Origin of the sequence: Streptomyces tubercidicus (genome assembly GCF_027497495.1) — a bacterium.
Lineage (GTDB): Bacteria > Actinomycetota > Actinomycetes > Streptomycetales > Streptomycetaceae > Streptomyces > Streptomyces tubercidicus.
Genome location: NZ_CP114205.1, coordinates 2794672 through 2808185, shown reverse-complemented (window position 1 = coordinate 2808185; position 13514 = coordinate 2794672). Strand labels below are relative to the sequence as shown.

Annotated in this window: 14 protein-coding genes; 8 read left to right on the top strand and 6 right to left on the bottom strand. The window is 72.6% G+C overall.

From position 1 onward, the window contains the following. Window positions 1-8 precede the first annotated feature (8 nt). Window positions 9-869: a dihydropteroate synthase gene (folP, locus tag STRTU_RS11885; RefSeq protein WP_159743516.1), complete on the bottom strand. Its 861-nt coding sequence runs from the start codon at window positions 867-869 to the stop codon at window positions 9-11. Window positions 870-961: 92 nt separating this feature from the next. Between folP and STRTU_RS11880 the strand changes: the two genes are divergently transcribed. Both STRTU_RS11880 and STRTU_RS11875 read left to right on the top strand, forming a co-directional pair. Then, window positions 962-1405, top strand: a complete 444-nt coding sequence (locus STRTU_RS11880) for a DivIVA domain-containing protein (RefSeq protein ID WP_159743515.1) — start codon at window positions 962-964, stop codon at window positions 1403-1405. Beyond that, window positions 1402-2007 carry a DNA-3-methyladenine glycosylase I gene (locus STRTU_RS11875; RefSeq protein WP_159743514.1) on the top strand — a complete coding sequence of 202 codons (606 nt, stop codon included), beginning with the start codon at window positions 1402-1404 and terminating at the stop codon, window positions 2005-2007. Before STRTU_RS11880 ends, STRTU_RS11875 begins: the two co-directional genes overlap by 4 nt. Window positions 2008-2085: 78 nt before the next feature. Here STRTU_RS11875 and chcB read toward each other — a convergent pair whose 3' ends face one another. Next, on the bottom strand, window positions 2086-2886 hold the full coding sequence (gene chcB / locus STRTU_RS11870) for a 2-cyclohexenylcarbonyl CoA isomerase (protein WP_159743513.1): 801 nt from the start codon (window positions 2884-2886) through the stop codon (window positions 2086-2088). Window positions 2887-3209: 323 nt separating this feature from the next. Between chcB and STRTU_RS11865 the strand changes: the two genes are divergently transcribed. Further along, the gene (locus STRTU_RS11865; RefSeq protein ID WP_006603288.1) at window positions 3210-3377 is read left to right on the top strand and encodes a DUF3117 domain-containing protein; all 168 of its coding nucleotides are present in this window, start codon (window positions 3210-3212) and stop codon (window positions 3375-3377) included. A gap of 148 nt (window positions 3378-3525) precedes the next feature. On the opposite strand, the gene STRTU_RS11860 is transcribed toward STRTU_RS11865, so the two are convergent. Next, complete coding sequence (locus STRTU_RS11860; protein ID WP_159743512.1) at window positions 3526-4209, bottom strand: O-methyltransferase; 684 nt, start codon at window positions 4207-4209, stop codon at window positions 3526-3528. Between the two features lie 275 nt (window positions 4210-4484). Here STRTU_RS11860 and sigE point away from each other — a divergent pair, with 275 nt between their 5' ends. From sigE to STRTU_RS11835, 5 genes are all read left to right on the top strand, one after another. Further along, on the top strand, window positions 4485-5174 hold the full coding sequence (sigE, locus tag STRTU_RS11855) for an RNA polymerase sigma factor SigE (RefSeq protein WP_159743511.1): 690 nt from the start codon (window positions 4485-4487) through the stop codon (window positions 5172-5174). Continuing rightward, window positions 5171-6127: a zf-HC2 domain-containing protein gene (locus tag STRTU_RS11850; RefSeq protein WP_159743510.1), complete on the top strand. Its 957-nt coding sequence runs from the start codon at window positions 5171-5173 to the stop codon at window positions 6125-6127. The genes sigE and STRTU_RS11850 overlap by 4 nt, the downstream gene beginning before the upstream one ends. 998 nt (window positions 6128-7125) lie before the next feature. After that, window positions 7126-8865: a S1C family serine protease gene (locus STRTU_RS11845; protein WP_389852946.1), complete on the top strand. Its 1740-nt coding sequence runs from the start codon at window positions 7126-7128 to the stop codon at window positions 8863-8865. A 115-nt stretch (window positions 8866-8980) separates the two neighbouring features. Continuing rightward, window positions 8981-9460: a sec-independent translocase gene (locus STRTU_RS11840; RefSeq protein WP_159743509.1), complete on the top strand. Its 480-nt coding sequence runs from the start codon at window positions 8981-8983 to the stop codon at window positions 9458-9460. Between the two features lie 119 nt (window positions 9461-9579). Beyond that, window positions 9580-10224 (top strand): hypothetical protein, encoded by a 645-nt coding sequence (locus tag STRTU_RS11835; protein ID WP_159743508.1) that lies wholly within the window; start codon window positions 9580-9582, stop codon window positions 10222-10224. A 158-nt stretch (window positions 10225-10382) separates the two neighbouring features. On the opposite strand, the gene STRTU_RS11830 is transcribed toward STRTU_RS11835, so the two are convergent. Genes STRTU_RS11830 through STRTU_RS11820 form a run of 3 tightly spaced genes read right to left on the bottom strand, consistent with a single transcriptional unit; the run spans window position 10383 to window position 13464 of the window. Beyond that, a complete protein-coding gene (locus STRTU_RS11830) occupies window positions 10383-11543 on the bottom strand; it encodes an Mrp/NBP35 family ATP-binding protein (protein ID WP_159743507.1) in 1161 nt (386 codons plus the stop codon). 42 nt (window positions 11544-11585) lie between these two features. Beyond that, window positions 11586-12167, bottom strand: a complete 582-nt coding sequence (locus tag STRTU_RS11825) for a DUF1003 domain-containing protein (protein ID WP_159743506.1) — start codon at window positions 12165-12167, stop codon at window positions 11586-11588. After that, the gene (locus STRTU_RS11820; RefSeq protein ID WP_159743505.1) at window positions 12157-13464 is read right to left on the bottom strand and encodes a magnesium transporter MgtE N-terminal domain-containing protein; all 1308 of its coding nucleotides are present in this window, start codon (window positions 13462-13464) and stop codon (window positions 12157-12159) included. The genes STRTU_RS11825 and STRTU_RS11820 overlap by 11 nt, the downstream gene beginning before the upstream one ends. Between the last annotated feature and the right edge of the window lie 50 nt (window positions 13465-13514).

Below are 13514 nucleotides of genomic sequence, written 5' to 3'. Positions count from 1 at the left end.
TTCCGTCCTCAGGCCAGTCCCCGGCGGGCGACCGCCGGGGGCCGGTGGCCGGCGATCGAGGCCACCATGTCCAGCACCTGGCGGGTCTCGGCGACCTCGTGGACGCGGTAGACCCGGGCGCCCAGCCAGGCCGAGACGGCGGTGGTCGCCAGGGTGCCGAGCACCCGTTCCTTGACCGGCCTGTCGAGCGTCTCGCCGACGAAGTCCTTGTTGGACAGCGAGACCAGAACCGGCCAGCCCGTGTCCCGCATCTCACCCAGCCTGCGGGTCGCCTCCAGGCTGTGCCGGGTGTTCTTCCCGAAGTCGTGGCCCGGATCGATCATGATCGCGTCCCGCCGGACGCCCAACTCCGCGGCCCGCTCGGCCAGTCCGAGCGTCACCCGCAGGATGTCGGCCATCACGTCGTCGTACGTCACCCGGTGGGGGCGGGTACGCGGTTCGGCGCCGCCCGCGTGGGTGCACACCAGACCGACGTCATACCGCGCGGCAACTTCGGCGAGCCGTGGATCGACGCCGCCCCAGGCGTCGTTGAGCAGATCCGCACCCGCCTCGCAGACCGCCTCACCGACCTCGTGCCGCCAGGTGTCGACGCTGATCACCACATCGGGGAAGCGCTTGCGGACCTCGGCGACGAACCCGACCGTGCGGCGGGCCTCCTCCTCGGCGCTCACCTCCTCGCCGGGACCGGCCTTGACGCCGCCGATGTCGATGATCGCGGCACCGTCGGCCACCGCCTGTTCCACCCGGGCGAGGGCGGGCTCGTCACGGAACGTGGCGCCCTGGTCGTAGAACGAGTCCGGCGTCCTGTTGACGATCGCCATGATCACCGGCTCGTGCGCGCCGAACTCGCGATTCCCCAGCCGCAGCATTCCCTGACTCCCTCTCCGTGGTCCGGGAGCGACCCTAACTGTCACACCCGCATGGCACGATCAGTGCAGGCACATAGTCCGGGGAGTTGGTCGTGTTCTGGTTCTTGCTGATCGCGATGGTCGTGGTGGTGGCCGCGGTCACGCTCGTGGTCGTCGGCGGTGGTGACGGCGGGGGGCTGCGGGATTCCGAGCCGGACCGGCTGCTCGACCCGCTGCCGGGGGACCGCCCGGTGGCCCGCGCCGATGTGGACGCCGTCCGCCTTCCGGTGACCGTCCGTGGTTACCGGATGACCGACGTCGACGACGTCCTGGACCGCCTGAGCGCCGAACTCGCCGAGCGGGACGCCCGGATCGCCGAGCTGGAGGCCGCGCTGGCCGGTGCGCACGCCTCCGCCATGGGCGGCCCGGGGCTGATACAGGACGGCCCGCCGGTGCTCGGGCCGGAGGCGGAGCCCGCCCCGGGACCCGGTGAGCAGGAATCCGCGAACGGACCGGAAGCGCCCGGGAAGCGACCGGAAGGCGAGGAGCCGTCATGAGCGGCGTGGTGAGGGAGCCGGACGGCATCCCGCGCTGCCCGTGGGGCATGGAGTCGGCGCAGATGGCCGACTACCGCGCCTACCACGACACCGAATGGGGCCTGCCGGTCCACGGCGACGACGCGCTCTTCGAGCGGATGAGCCTGGAGGCATTCCAGTCCGGGCTCTCCTGGATCACGATCCTGCGCCGCCGCCCCGGCTTCCGCGCCGCGTTCGCCGGCTTCCACATCCCGGCGGTGGCGCGGTTCACGGACGCGGACGCCGAGCGGCTGCTGGCCGACCCGGGCGTCATCCGCAACCGCGCCAAGATCGCCGCGACGATCGGTAACGCCCGGATCGCCGCCGAGCTGGCCCCCGGTGAGCTCGACGACCTGATCTGGTCCTACGCCCCCGACCGGGCGGGCCGGCCGGTGCCGCGCACCATCGGCGATCTCCAGCCGGTGACCCCGGAGTCGACGGCGCTCGCCAAGGACCTCAAGAAGCGCGGCTTCCGCTTCGTCGGCCCGACCACCGCCTACGCGATGATGCAGGCGTGCGGCCTGGTCAACGACCATCTGGCGGAGTGCCACGTCCGGGCGTCCGTGGAGGCGGCGGCCGGCTGACCCGGACCGGCCGACGAGGCCGGCCGGGGCGGGGCGCAGCCGGTAAGGGCAGCGCCGGTATGGCAGCGCCAGGGCGGGTCAGCGGCCCAGGAAGACCGGCTTCTCCTTCTTCACGAACGCCTCCACCGCGATCGTGTGGTCCTCCGACGCCCCGGCCCGGCCCTGCAGTTCGTCCTCCTTGCCGAGGGTCTCGCCGAGCGAGTGCCCCGCCCCGTAGGCCAGCGACTCCTTGATCGCGGCATACGCGGCGGTCGGGCCCTGGGCCAGCCGCCGGGCGACGGCCGCCGCCTCCTCCGCGAGCTCCGCGGCCGGCACCACCTTGTTGGCGATACCCAGGTCGTACGCCTCCTGGGCGCTGACGTTGCGCGGGAACAGCAGCAGATCGGCGGCCCGGCCCTGGCCGATCAGCCGCGGCAGTGTCCAGGACACCCCGGAGTCGGCGGTCAGCGCGACCCCCGCGAAGGAGGTGTTGAAGGAGGCGGAGTCGGCGACCACGCGGTAGTCGGCGGCCATCGCGAAGCCCGCACCGGCCCCCGCGGCGACCCCGTTGACGCCCGCCACCACGGGCTTGGGCATCTCGGTCAGCGCCGTCACGATGGGGTTGTAGTGCTCACGCACGGTGTTCATGGTCTTCCCGGTGCCACTGGCCCGGTCCTCGGCCAGCAGACCGATGTGCTCCTTGAGGTCCTGCCCGACGCAGAAGGCGCGCCCGGTGGCGGTCAGCAGCACGGCGCGCACGGCGGGATCGGCGGCGGCCTCCTGGAGGGTGTCCCGCAGCAGGACCTTCGCCTCGATGTTCAGCGCGTTCATCGCGTCGGGCCGGTTGAGCGTGATCGTCGCGAGTCCGTCGGTCACGTCATAGAGCACGGTGTCGGCCATAGTGGGAATCCCCTCCGTCGCGGCTCGGACTGCGCGGCAGCGGCAGTCAGCGCTCAGGATGCCGGAGATCAACGGGCATCGGCATGTGACGTACATCAAAGATTGCGGGCGCGCCGGGGGTCGGCGGGTGGAGCAGTATTGCAGCCGCCTCTCCGAATTGAGGGGGTTTGCGGGAGCGCGTTGCCGAAGGGATGCTCCCCGATGTTGGTCATCGGGTCGTTCGATGCGGGATAATGGCCTGGAAGCAATGTGTTCGATGCCGGTGACACGTGCCTATTCGGGCCGGCGGCTGAGATGAGCTGGTTTCAGGAAGGGGAACGAGCATGGCGGCCATGAAGCCGCGGACGGGCGACGGCCCGCTCGAGGTGACCAAGGAGGGGCGGGGCATCGTCATGCGTGTTCCGCTCGAAGGCGGCGGGCGGCTCGTCGTCGAGCTGACCCCCGACGAAGCCAAGGCCCTGGGTGAGGCCCTGGACAAGGTCACCGTCTGACAAGGGCGGCGCAACCGGCGGTTTCCCGGGGCTGACCCCGGTATCCCCAGCCGTATAACCCCGGCCCCGGCAGGTGGCGCGCAGTGAAGGCGCGCCGCGTGCCGGGGCCGTTTCGTACGTCCGGCCCGGCGCGCCCGGTACCGGTGGGTCAGCCGCGTTTGACGGCGCAGAGCAGCCCGTCGCCGACCGGCAACAGGGACGGCACGAGCGTCGTGCTCTCCCTTACGGTCCGCAGCAGCTCCCGCAGCCGCAGCACCTCCGCGGGCTGCACCGCCGAATCGACCGTACGGCCGTCGGCGAAGACGCCCTCGAAGCACACCAGGCCGCCGGGGCGCAGCAGCCGCAACGATTCAGCGAGGTACTCCAGGCACTCCATCAGGTCGCCGTCGCAGTACACGAGGTCGTATCCGCCGTCGGCGAGCCGGGGCAGCACGTCCAGGGCGCGGCCGGGGATGAAGCGGGCGCGGTTCCCGGCGAAGCCCGCCGCGCGGAACGCCTGCTTGGCGAACGCCTGCCGCTCGGGTTCCAGGTCCACGGTGGTCAGCACCCCGTCGGGCCGCATGCCGTGCAGGAGGTAGATGCCCGACACGCCCGTGCCGGTGCCGATCTCGGCGACCGCTTTGGCGTCGACGGCGGCGGCGAGCAGACGGAGGGCCGAGCCGGTGCCGGTGGTCACCGTGCGGATACCGGCTTCCCGCGCACGGTCACGGGACCAGTGCAGAGCGGCCTCGGCGCTGTCGTCGATGGTCCCGGCGCCGTACGCCTCGGCGAATGCCAAGCTCGTCTGCCGGTTGCCGGTAATGGCCCTCTCCTGTCCCCGTAGTTGACGCAACCGTGACTGTATCCGCTGCGTGCGGGAACCCGCAGATGGGACCGGACGTTATGGAAGGGGTAGCGGGATGACGGGGGGAGGCGCAGGTGACAACCGCGCGAGACGTGAACCACGACCAAATGCAGGTCAAAACTGCTTATCCGGAGCTAACGGGCGAGGTGGATATGGTAGGGGCTCTACTGGACACCACCAGAGCCACCAGGGGAGGTGCGGCTGCGGCGGGTGACCGAGGGGTGCTGAGGCGCTTGAAAAGGTCGTTCGCCGAGCCGAAATCCGTGACAAACACTGCTGACCGTTTCCGCCCCCATGGCCCGAAGGGCATGGGAGGGGCCTCCACCGCCGACTCCGCGACCACCGCGACCTTTGCCGCAGACGCGGATGCGCAGTGGACTCCGCCCAGCTGGGAGGAGATCGTCAGCACCCACAGTGCACGGGTCTACCGCCTCGCCTACCGCCTCACCGGCAATCAACACGACGCCGAGGATCTCACCCAGGAGGTGTTCGTCCGCGTCTTCCGCTCGCTGTCGACGTACACCCCCGGCACCTTCGAGGGCTGGCTGCACCGCATCACGACCAACCTCTTCCTGGACATGGTCCGGCGCCGGCAGCGCATTCGCTTCGACGCGCTCGGTGACGACGCCGCCGAGCGGCTCCCCAGCCGCGAGCCCTCCCCGCAGCAGCACTTCAACGACACCCACTTCGACGCCGATGTGCAGCAGGCCCTGGACACCCTGGCGCCCGAGTTCCGCGCCGCGGTCGTCCTGTGCGACATCGAGGGGTTGTCGTACGAGGAGATCGCCGCGACCCTCGGCGTCAAGCTCGGCACGGTCCGTAGCCGGATCCACCGTGGCCGCTCCCATCTGCGCAAGTCCCTCAAGCACCGGGCCCCGGCCAGTCGCGCCGAAGAGCGCGCGCAGCGGCGCTCGCTGGCCGTGGTGCCCACGCAGGAGGTCGGAATCGCGTGAGCGGCAACGGCGGTCCGTCCCCCGCCGAGCAGCATCTCGGCGACCGCCTTGCGGCCCTGGTCGATGGCGAGTTGGGGCATGACGCGCGCGAGCGGGTGCTCGCGCATCTCGCGACCTGCGGTAAATGCAAGGCAGAGGCCGACGCCCAGCGTCGGCTGAAAAACGTCTTCGCCCAGGCGGCGCCCCCCGGTCCCTCCGAGGGCCTGCTGGCGCGTCTGCAGCAACTGCCCGGCGGTGACCCGGAGGGTCCCGGCAGCCGGCTCGGCAACGGCGGCCTCGGCCGCGGTGAATTCGCCCGAGGCGGCGGCGCGTTCGGCTATGTCCCCTCCGGGGGCCACTCCGGCCATGCCATGGCGGCGTTCCCCACCCAGTCGCGCGGCCGCGGCTTCCGGGTGCCCGAGGCCGATCGTCCCGCGCAGCGGCGCCGGTTCGCTTTCGCGGCGGCCGGTGCGGTCTCCCTCGCGGCCTTCGCGCTGGGCGGCGCCCTCCCGTTGGAGGCGGCCGTCGACCTCCCCGGCGGACGCATCGACGGCGGCGGCACGGCCGTCACCCCGCTCGGCGACAGCCCGGCCGCCGACAGCGGTTCGCTGCTCCGCGGTGCGGAGTTCGCCGCCGGGAAGTCCGGCGCCCGCCCACCGTCCGGCGGTCCGCCCCTGGCCCCGGCCCCCAGCGCCATGGCCCTGTACGGCCCCGGTACGACGCCCCCCGCCCCCTATGCCTCGGTGTCGGCACCGCTCTCCGCCCCGGCCGGGCGCTTCGGCCTCTCGCCGCTGATAGCCGAGACCGGTCCGGCGCCGCCGTATCACCTCTCGCCGCTGACCGCCGTGACCGGCAATTCCCCGGTACGGAAGAATCCGCCGGCACTCCCGCAGCCGGAGCCCAAGCGCCCGCTGATCGGCTCCGCGTCCGCCGCCGGCCCCTCCGCCGAGGCCGGAGCCTCCGCCCGGCGCTGACCGTCCCCTGCGCGGCCCCACACGGAACTGGTTGAATCCCTGTGGGGCGGCGCACCCCTGACCGGGCGCGTCCGCGAGGTGGCGGCGGCCCGCGCACGGCGCGGGCGAACTCTGGGGAGAGCATGGACGACGGCAAGCCCACCGGGCCGAAGCTGAAGTGGTGGAGCCGCCCGGGGGGTACACCGGGGCCGGAATCGCCCGGCGAGACCGGTCGGCAGGGCGTGGTGCCTACGGAGAGCCCGGCGGATGGGGCCGGGGCCGGGGGCTCTGTGCCGCGTGACGTGGGCGGCGCCGAGGGCTCCGGGGCATCCGAAGCGCTCGGAGTCGGGGTTTCCGGGGCGTCCGAAGTGCGCGGCGCTGGGGCTTCTGGGGCGTCCGACGTGCGCAGCGATGCGGCTTCCGGCAAGTCCGACGCGCACAGTGCCGAGGACTGGATCGTGCGGCCGCCGGAGCCGCGGAACGGCGCGGCCGCGCCCGCGTCGCCCGGAAGTGCCGAGGCGGCCGGAGTGGCAGGAGCGGCCGAAGTGGCCGGTCCCGCCGATGAGTTGACGGTGGCGCGCGGCACGACAGCCGTGGGCGGAGCGGACGAGGAGACCTCCGAGTCCGTGGACGGCCAGACCGCCGGTGCGCGCCCGACCCCGGCGACCGTGACGCTCGGGAAGGTGCGCGAGCCCGCACCGGACGCGGTCGCCTCACCTGCCCGGACCCCGGACACCGAGGCCACGACGGCCACCACGGCCACGACGGCCGCCCCCGCATCCGAAGCCGTACCGTCCGGGACGTCCGCCCCGGCCGAGGCCCCGGACGCGCCGCCGCAGCGGCAGCAGCCGCTGCACGCCGAGGACCCGTACGGCACCCCGCCCTACGGCGGCCCCGGTCCCTGGGCGCCCGCGCCGCCCGTACAGCGGCCGATGGCGACGCCCGCCCAGGGCACGACGCTTCCGCCGCAGCCCGGATCGCTGCCCCCGTACGGTGCCCCGGCCGCCCCGCAGCCCCCGATGCCCGCCGCGCCCTACCCGGGCCCGCCGCCGTCGACGCCGCCCACCGCGCCCACCGGCACGACCGGCGAGGCGCGCTCGCCCCTCACGCCGCCCGCCGATCAGCCACACCCGGCCGGGTCGGCCGCCGCACACCCGCAGCCCACCCCCGGGTCGGCCGCCGCTCCCCAGCCCGCCACCACACAGAGCGCCCCCGTGGCCCCCACCGCCACCCCGACCGCCGGACCCGACCCGGCACAGGAAGGCGCTGACGGCGCCTTCGTCCCGCACCCCGGCGACGGCGGCCCCCGCCCGGCCTCCGCGACCAAGCCCCACGCCGGAGCCGACCCGGCGCAGGAGCCCACGGACGGCCCCTTCGTCCCCCACCCCGGCGACGGCGGCCCCCGCCCGGCCTCCGCCACCGCCCCCTACGCGGCCGCGCCCCAACCCGGCACCCCCAGCCCCGGCGACCACGCCCCGGCCCCTACCCCCGGCGCGCCCGCCGCCCCGGCCGCCACCCCAGGCGCGGCCCCCGGCCCCACCCCGAATCCGAACCCGAACCCCACCCCCCAACCCGCCTGGCACCAATACGACCCCTGGAGCGCACCGCTCCAGGGCGGCCCCGCAGCCCCGCCGCCCGCCCCCCGCCTCCGACGCGGCCCCCTGGTCGCCGGCGCCGTAGCGCTCGCGCTGCTCGCGGGTGGTGTCGGCGGCGGCATCGGCGCGTACGTCGAGCGCTACGGCGGCATCAGCGACATCAACCTTTCGCAGTCCGCGGCCGAGGAGGGTGGCCGTAAGCCCGACACCGTCGCCGGGATCGCGCAGAGCGCGCTGCCCGGGGTGGTCACGCTTCACGTGCGGGGCAGCGCCGAACAGGGCACCGGCACCGGCTTCGTGCTCGACCACCAGGGACACATCCTCACCAACAACCACGTCGTCGAACCGGCCGGCGGCGGCAGCGGCGAGATCTCGGTGACCTTCAGCGGCGGCCAGACGGCCAAGGCCAGGGTCATCGGCCGGGACGGCGGCTATGACCTCGCCGTCGTCCAGGTGGAGGGCGTCGCGGGGCTGCGGCCGCTCACGCTCGGCAACTCCGACTCGGTGCGGGTCGGCGACCCGGTGGTGGCGATCGGCGCACCGTTCGACCTCGCCAACACCGTCACGGCCGGGATCATCAGCGCCAAGCAGCGCCCGATCACCGCGGGCGGCCAGAAGGGCGACGGCAGCGATGTGTCGTATGTGGACGCGCTGCAGACCGATGCCCCCATCAACCCGGGCAACTCCGGCGGCCCGCTGGTGGACGCCAAGGCACGGGTGATCGGCATCAACAGCGCCATCCGCGCCGCCGACAGCGGCAGCGGCCTGGACGGCGGCGCCCAGGGCGGCAGCATAGGGCTGGGCTTCGCCATACCCATCAACCAGGCCAAGCGGGTAGCCGAGGAGCTGATCAACACCGGCCGGGCAACACACCCGGTGATCGGCGTCACGCTGGAGATGGAGTACGCCGGTGACGGGGCGCGGGTCGACGAGCGCGGCAAGGACGGCAAGGATCCGGTCATTCCGGGCGGCCCCGGCGCCAAGGCCGGGATCAAGGCCGGCGATGTGATCACCAAGGTGGACGGTGCCCCGGTGCACAGTGGCGAGGAGCTGATCGTCAAGATCCGCAGCCACCGGCCCGGCGACACGCTGGCGCTGACCCTCCAAAGGGGCGGGAAGGAGCGGTCCGTACGGCTCAGCCTGGGTTCCTCCAGTACGGACTGATTCGTTTGCACGGTGTTGGCACGGGTGACTCCCGTCCGACGTATGGGGCCAGGTACCGTGATAGGCGGCCTGGCCTAGGCCACCCCAGGCCGCGGATAACCCAAGGAGCTGCTAGGTGTTCTTCGATATAGGACCCCTTGAGCTGGTCGCGATCGTGATCCTTGCCGTACTCATCTTCGGTCCGGACAAGCTTCCCAAGGTCATCCAGGACGTCATGGCCGTCGTCCGCAAGATCCGGGCGTTCTCCGACAGCGCCAAGGAAGACATCCGCAGCGAGCTGGGGCCGGAGTTCAAGGACTTCGAGTTCGAGGACCTCAAGCCCAAGAACTTCGTGCGTAAGCACGTCCTGGAGAAGGACGAGTACGGCCTCAAGGACCTTCAGGAGATCCGTAACGGCTTCGACCTGAAGAAGGAGATGGCCGAGGTCACCGACGCCGTCCACGGCTACGACAGCGCCTCCTCCGCCGCGCCCTCGAACGGCTCGGGCCTGAGCCTGTCCAAGGAGTCGCCGTCCGCCTCCGACGGCCGCCCCGACATGGTCAAGAGGACCGCTCAGCCGGACGAGCGTCCGCCGTTCGACGCCGACGCCACCTGACACACACCGGTATGACTGTCTGTGTGGACGCCTATGACTATGCTCCGGGTGTCCGGGGTTCGGTCGCCTGAGGGGGGCGGGCCGCCCACGACGCAGGGCAACAAGGAGGCTCCGCGCAGATGGAGACGACCAGTCCGTCAGCGAGACATGAGGCGGCCGCCGGCGCCGCCCGGAAGGTCGACGGCTATCTGCTGGCCGCGTTCCCGTGGTACGGCCTCGACGAGGCGTTCACCGGTCCGCGCTGGCTGATGCAGGTCGGTGCGGCCGCGGACGGCACCGTCGAGCACGGCGCCACCGGCCACGGCGAGGAGCCCACCATCAAGGTGGAGCCGCCGCAGGACGAGCGGTTCGCGGTCGTGGTGACGGTCGCCAGCCGCCCCGTACGGCGCAGTGGTGACGGCACCGGCGTCCTGGAGGCGACGTCCGTCTCGACGGCCGCCTGGCTCGCCGGGTCGGGGCTGCTCGCGCAGACCTGGCCGACCCAGATGGACCGGACGCTGCGCCAGGACTGGCTGGACCAGCAGACGATGCTCGCCTGGGAGCTGGCCGATGACCTCGGCGGCGGCAGCTGGAGCGAGCTGATGCTGCCGGTGGACGGGGTGCCCACCTCGTTCGCCTACCGGGAGTCCGAGTACGGCTGGGTGCTGGCCGGCTCGGCGAGCGAGGGCTCCGAGGACGTGCACATCGGCGCCTACGGGCGGGGGATGAGCGCGTACGGGCTGGGCTTCTCGGTGATCAAGGACCTGTCCGAGTACGAGGGCTGAGCGGGCGGGTACCGGGGGCCGGGTGACGGCCCGGCGCCACGACAAGCGCGCAACAAGCGCCACGACAAAGGGGCGGACCCCATAGGGCCCGCCCCTTTCCGCATCATCCGGGAGCCACGTCCGCTACGGGACAGCCCTTGGGACCGCGGCTCGCCGTCTCAGAACTTGTTGCGCGGAGTGATCCCCAGCGACATCCCGGACAGGCCCCGCTGCCGCCCGCCCAGCTTGCCCGCGATCGTGCGGATCGCCGAGCCGGCGGGGGAGTCGGGGTCGGTCAGCACGACCGGCTTGCCCTCGTCGCCGCCCTCGCGCAGCCGGACATCGATCGGGATGGCGCCGAGCACCGGCACCTGGGTGCCGGTCGTCTTCGTCAGGCCCTCGGCGACCCGCTCGCCGCCGCCGGTGCCGAAGACATCGACCATCTCGTCGCAGTGCGGGCAGGGCAGCCCGGACATGTTCTCGACCACGCCGACGATCTTCTGGTGGGTCTGCACGGCGATCGAACCGGCCCGCTCGGCGACCTCGGCGGCGGCCTGCTGCGGGGTGGTGACCACCAGGATCTCGGCGTTCGGCACGAGCTGGGCCACCGAGATGGCGATATCGCCGGTGCCCGGGGGCAGGTCCAGCAGCAGCACGTCCAGGTCGCCCCAGTACACATCGGCGAGGAACTGCTGGAGCGCGCGGTGCAGCATCGGGCCGCGCCAGACGACCGGGGCGTTGCCCGGGGTGAACATGCCGATCGAGATGACCTTCACGCCGTGCGCCGACGGCGGCATGATCATGTTCTCGACCTGGGTGGGCTTGCCGTCGGCGCCGAGCATCCGGGGCACCGAGTGGCCGTAGATATCGGCGTCCACGACACCGACCTTCAGCCCGTCCGCCGCCATCGCCGCGGCGAGGTTGACCGTCACCGACGACTTGCCGACGCCGCCCTTGCCGGAGGCCACCGCGTAGACCCGGGTCAGCGAACCGGGCTGGGCGAACGGCACCTCACGCTCGGCGGTGCCGCCGCGCAGCGAGGTCGCCAGCTCCTTGCGCTGCTCGTCGCTCATCACGTCCAGCTCGACGGCGACGGAGGTGACGCCCTCGACCCGCTCGACGGCTTCCCGCACGCTGTTGGTGATCGTCTCGCGCATCGGGCAGCCGGAGACGGTGAGGTAGACCACGACCGCCACCGCGCCGTCCGCCGCGATGTCCACCGATTTGACCATCCCCAGCTCGGTGATGGGGCGGTGGATCTCGGGGTCGTTCACCGTCGCGAGCGCGTCGCGGATCGCGTCCTCGCTCGGGGTGGCGCCTTCGGGCGTGTGGGTAGCCATGTCCCGATGGTACGGCGCGTGAGGGTGCCTCCGGAAAGGCCGTCAGCGGTCGCGTTCATCACTCTCCGCGTCGGCCGGCTGCCGCAGCTCCAGATCGCGCAGCATGTCCTGGAGCTCGGAGCGGATCCAGTCGCGGGTGGCGACCTCGCCGAGCCCGAGCCGCAACGCCGCGATCTCCCGGGTCAGATACTCGGTATCGGCGATGGAGCGCTCGTTCTGCTTGCGGTCCTGCTCGTGGGTGACCCGGTCGCGGTCGTCCTGCCGGTTCTGCGCCAGCAGGATCAGCGGCGCGGCGTACGACGCCTGGAGCGACAGCGCCAGCGTCAGAAAGATGAACGGGTACTGGTCGAACCGCAGCCCGCTGGGCGCGGTGGTGTTCCAGATGACCCACACGATGATGGTGACGGTCATCCAGACGATGAAGCGGCCGGTCCCCAGGAAGCGGGCGATCTTCTCCGAGAGCCGTCCGAAAGCCTCCGGGTCGTACTCGGGCAGGAACGTACGGCGCGGTGCGCGCGGCTGGTCCAGGCGCACCCGTGGCCGGTCCACGGAGCCCCGGCGCAGCGCGGAGGCGCCGTTCGCCCGCGACCGTTCCCGGCCGCCGTCCCGCTCCTCAGCGCCCATGCTCGGCCTTCCCGGGGCCGCCGTCGCCGGTCATACCGGCGGTCGCCGAGCCGTGCAGCCCGTCCTCCCGCCAGTCGTCCGGCAGCAGATGGTCCAGTACGTCATCGACGGTGACGGCGCCCAGCAGGGCCCCGCTCTCGTCCACGACCGGCGCGGCGACCATGTTGTACGCGGCCAGGTAGCTGGTCACCTCCGGCAGTGGGGTGTCCGGCGGCAGGGCCGGCAGATCGGTGTCGGCGATCGAGCTGACGAGGGTGAACGGCGGGTCGCGCAGCAGCCGTTGGAAGTGCACCAGGCCCAGGTACTTGCCGGTGGGGGTCTCGTCCGGGGGCCGGCAGACATAGACCTGGGCGGCCAGGGCGGGGGACAGGTCCGGGTCCCGGACCCGGGCCAGCGCGTCCGCGACGGTGGCGTCCGGCCGCAGCACGATCGGCTCGGTGGTCATCAGGCCGCCCGCGGTCCGCTCCTCGTACGACATCAGCCGCCGGACATCCGCCGCCTCCTCCGGCCGCATCAGCGCCAGCAGCCGCTCCTTCTCCTCCTCCGGCAGCTCGGAGAGCAGGTCGGCGGCGTCGTCCGGGTCCATCGCCTCCAGGACGTCGGCGGCCCGCTCGTCCTTCAGCTTGCCGAGGATCTCCACCTGGTCGTCCTCCGGCAGCTCCTCCAGGACGTCGGCGAGCCGGTCGTCGTCGAGAGCCGCGGCGACCTCGGCGCGCCGCTTGGCGGAGAGATGGTGCAGCACCCCGGCCAGGTCGGCGGGCCGCAGCTGCTCGAAGGTGGCCAGCAGGCTCTCCGCGCCCTGCCCGTGCTCCTCCAGCGAGAAACCGGTCACCGCCGACCACTCCACGGTCAGCGCCTCTCCCTTACGGCGCAGCGCCCTGCCCTTCCCCTTCCGTACGAAGACCTTGTCGATCTCCCAGTCGCGGCGGGCCGGCAGTTGGATGATGCCGACGTCGAGGACGGTGACCTCCTCGTCGGTCTCCACCAGCCGCACCCGCCGGTCGAGCAGCTCGCCGAGCACCAGCGTCTCGGACGTCCGCTGCTCGAAGCGCCGCATATTGACCACGCCGGTGATGATGATCTGGCCGGACTCCACCCCGGTCACCCGCGTCATGGGCACGAAGATCCGGCGCCGGCTGATCACCTCGACGACCACCCCGAGCAGCCGCGGCGGACGGTCGCCGACCCGCAGCAGCGCGACCAGGTCCCGCAGTCGGCCGACCTGGTCGCCGTGCGGGTCGAAGACGGCGCTGCCGGCGAGATGGGAGACGAAGACCCGGGGCGTCACGACTGCCATGCGGGGCGCCGCCCTTCTCCCGTTCGGCCCGAAATACGGCATCAATCCGG

What these genes read in the sequence shown, in the direction of transcription:
- folP (WP_159743516.1), bottom strand. Translation starts at nt 869, where the DNA reads ATGCTGCGGCTGGGGAATCGCGAGTTCGGCGCGCACGAGCCGGTGATC.
- STRTU_RS11875 (WP_159743514.1), top strand. Translation starts at nt 1,402, where the DNA reads ATGAGCGGCGTGGTGAGGGAGCCGGACGGCATCCCGCGCTGCCCGTGG.
- chcB (WP_159743513.1), bottom strand. Translation starts at nt 2,886, where the DNA reads ATGGCCGACACCGTGCTCTATGACGTGACCGACGGACTCGCGACGATC.
- STRTU_RS11865 (WP_006603288.1), top strand. Translation starts at nt 3,210, where the DNA reads ATGGCGGCCATGAAGCCGCGGACGGGCGACGGCCCGCTCGAGGTGACC.
- STRTU_RS11845 (WP_389852946.1), top strand. Translation starts at nt 7,126, where the DNA reads ATGCCCGCCGCGCCCTACCCGGGCCCGCCGCCGTCGACGCCGCCCACC.
- STRTU_RS11835 (WP_159743508.1), top strand. Translation starts at nt 9,580, where the DNA reads ATGGAGACGACCAGTCCGTCAGCGAGACATGAGGCGGCCGCCGGCGCC.
- STRTU_RS11830 (WP_159743507.1), bottom strand. Translation starts at nt 11,543, where the DNA reads ATGGCTACCCACACGCCCGAAGGCGCCACCCCGAGCGAGGACGCGATC.
- STRTU_RS11825 (WP_159743506.1), bottom strand. Translation starts at nt 12,167, where the DNA reads ATGGGCGCTGAGGAGCGGGACGGCGGCCGGGAACGGTCGCGGGCGAAC.
- STRTU_RS11820 (WP_159743505.1), bottom strand. Translation starts at nt 13,464, where the DNA reads ATGGCAGTCGTGACGCCCCGGGTCTTCGTCTCCCATCTCGCCGGCAGC.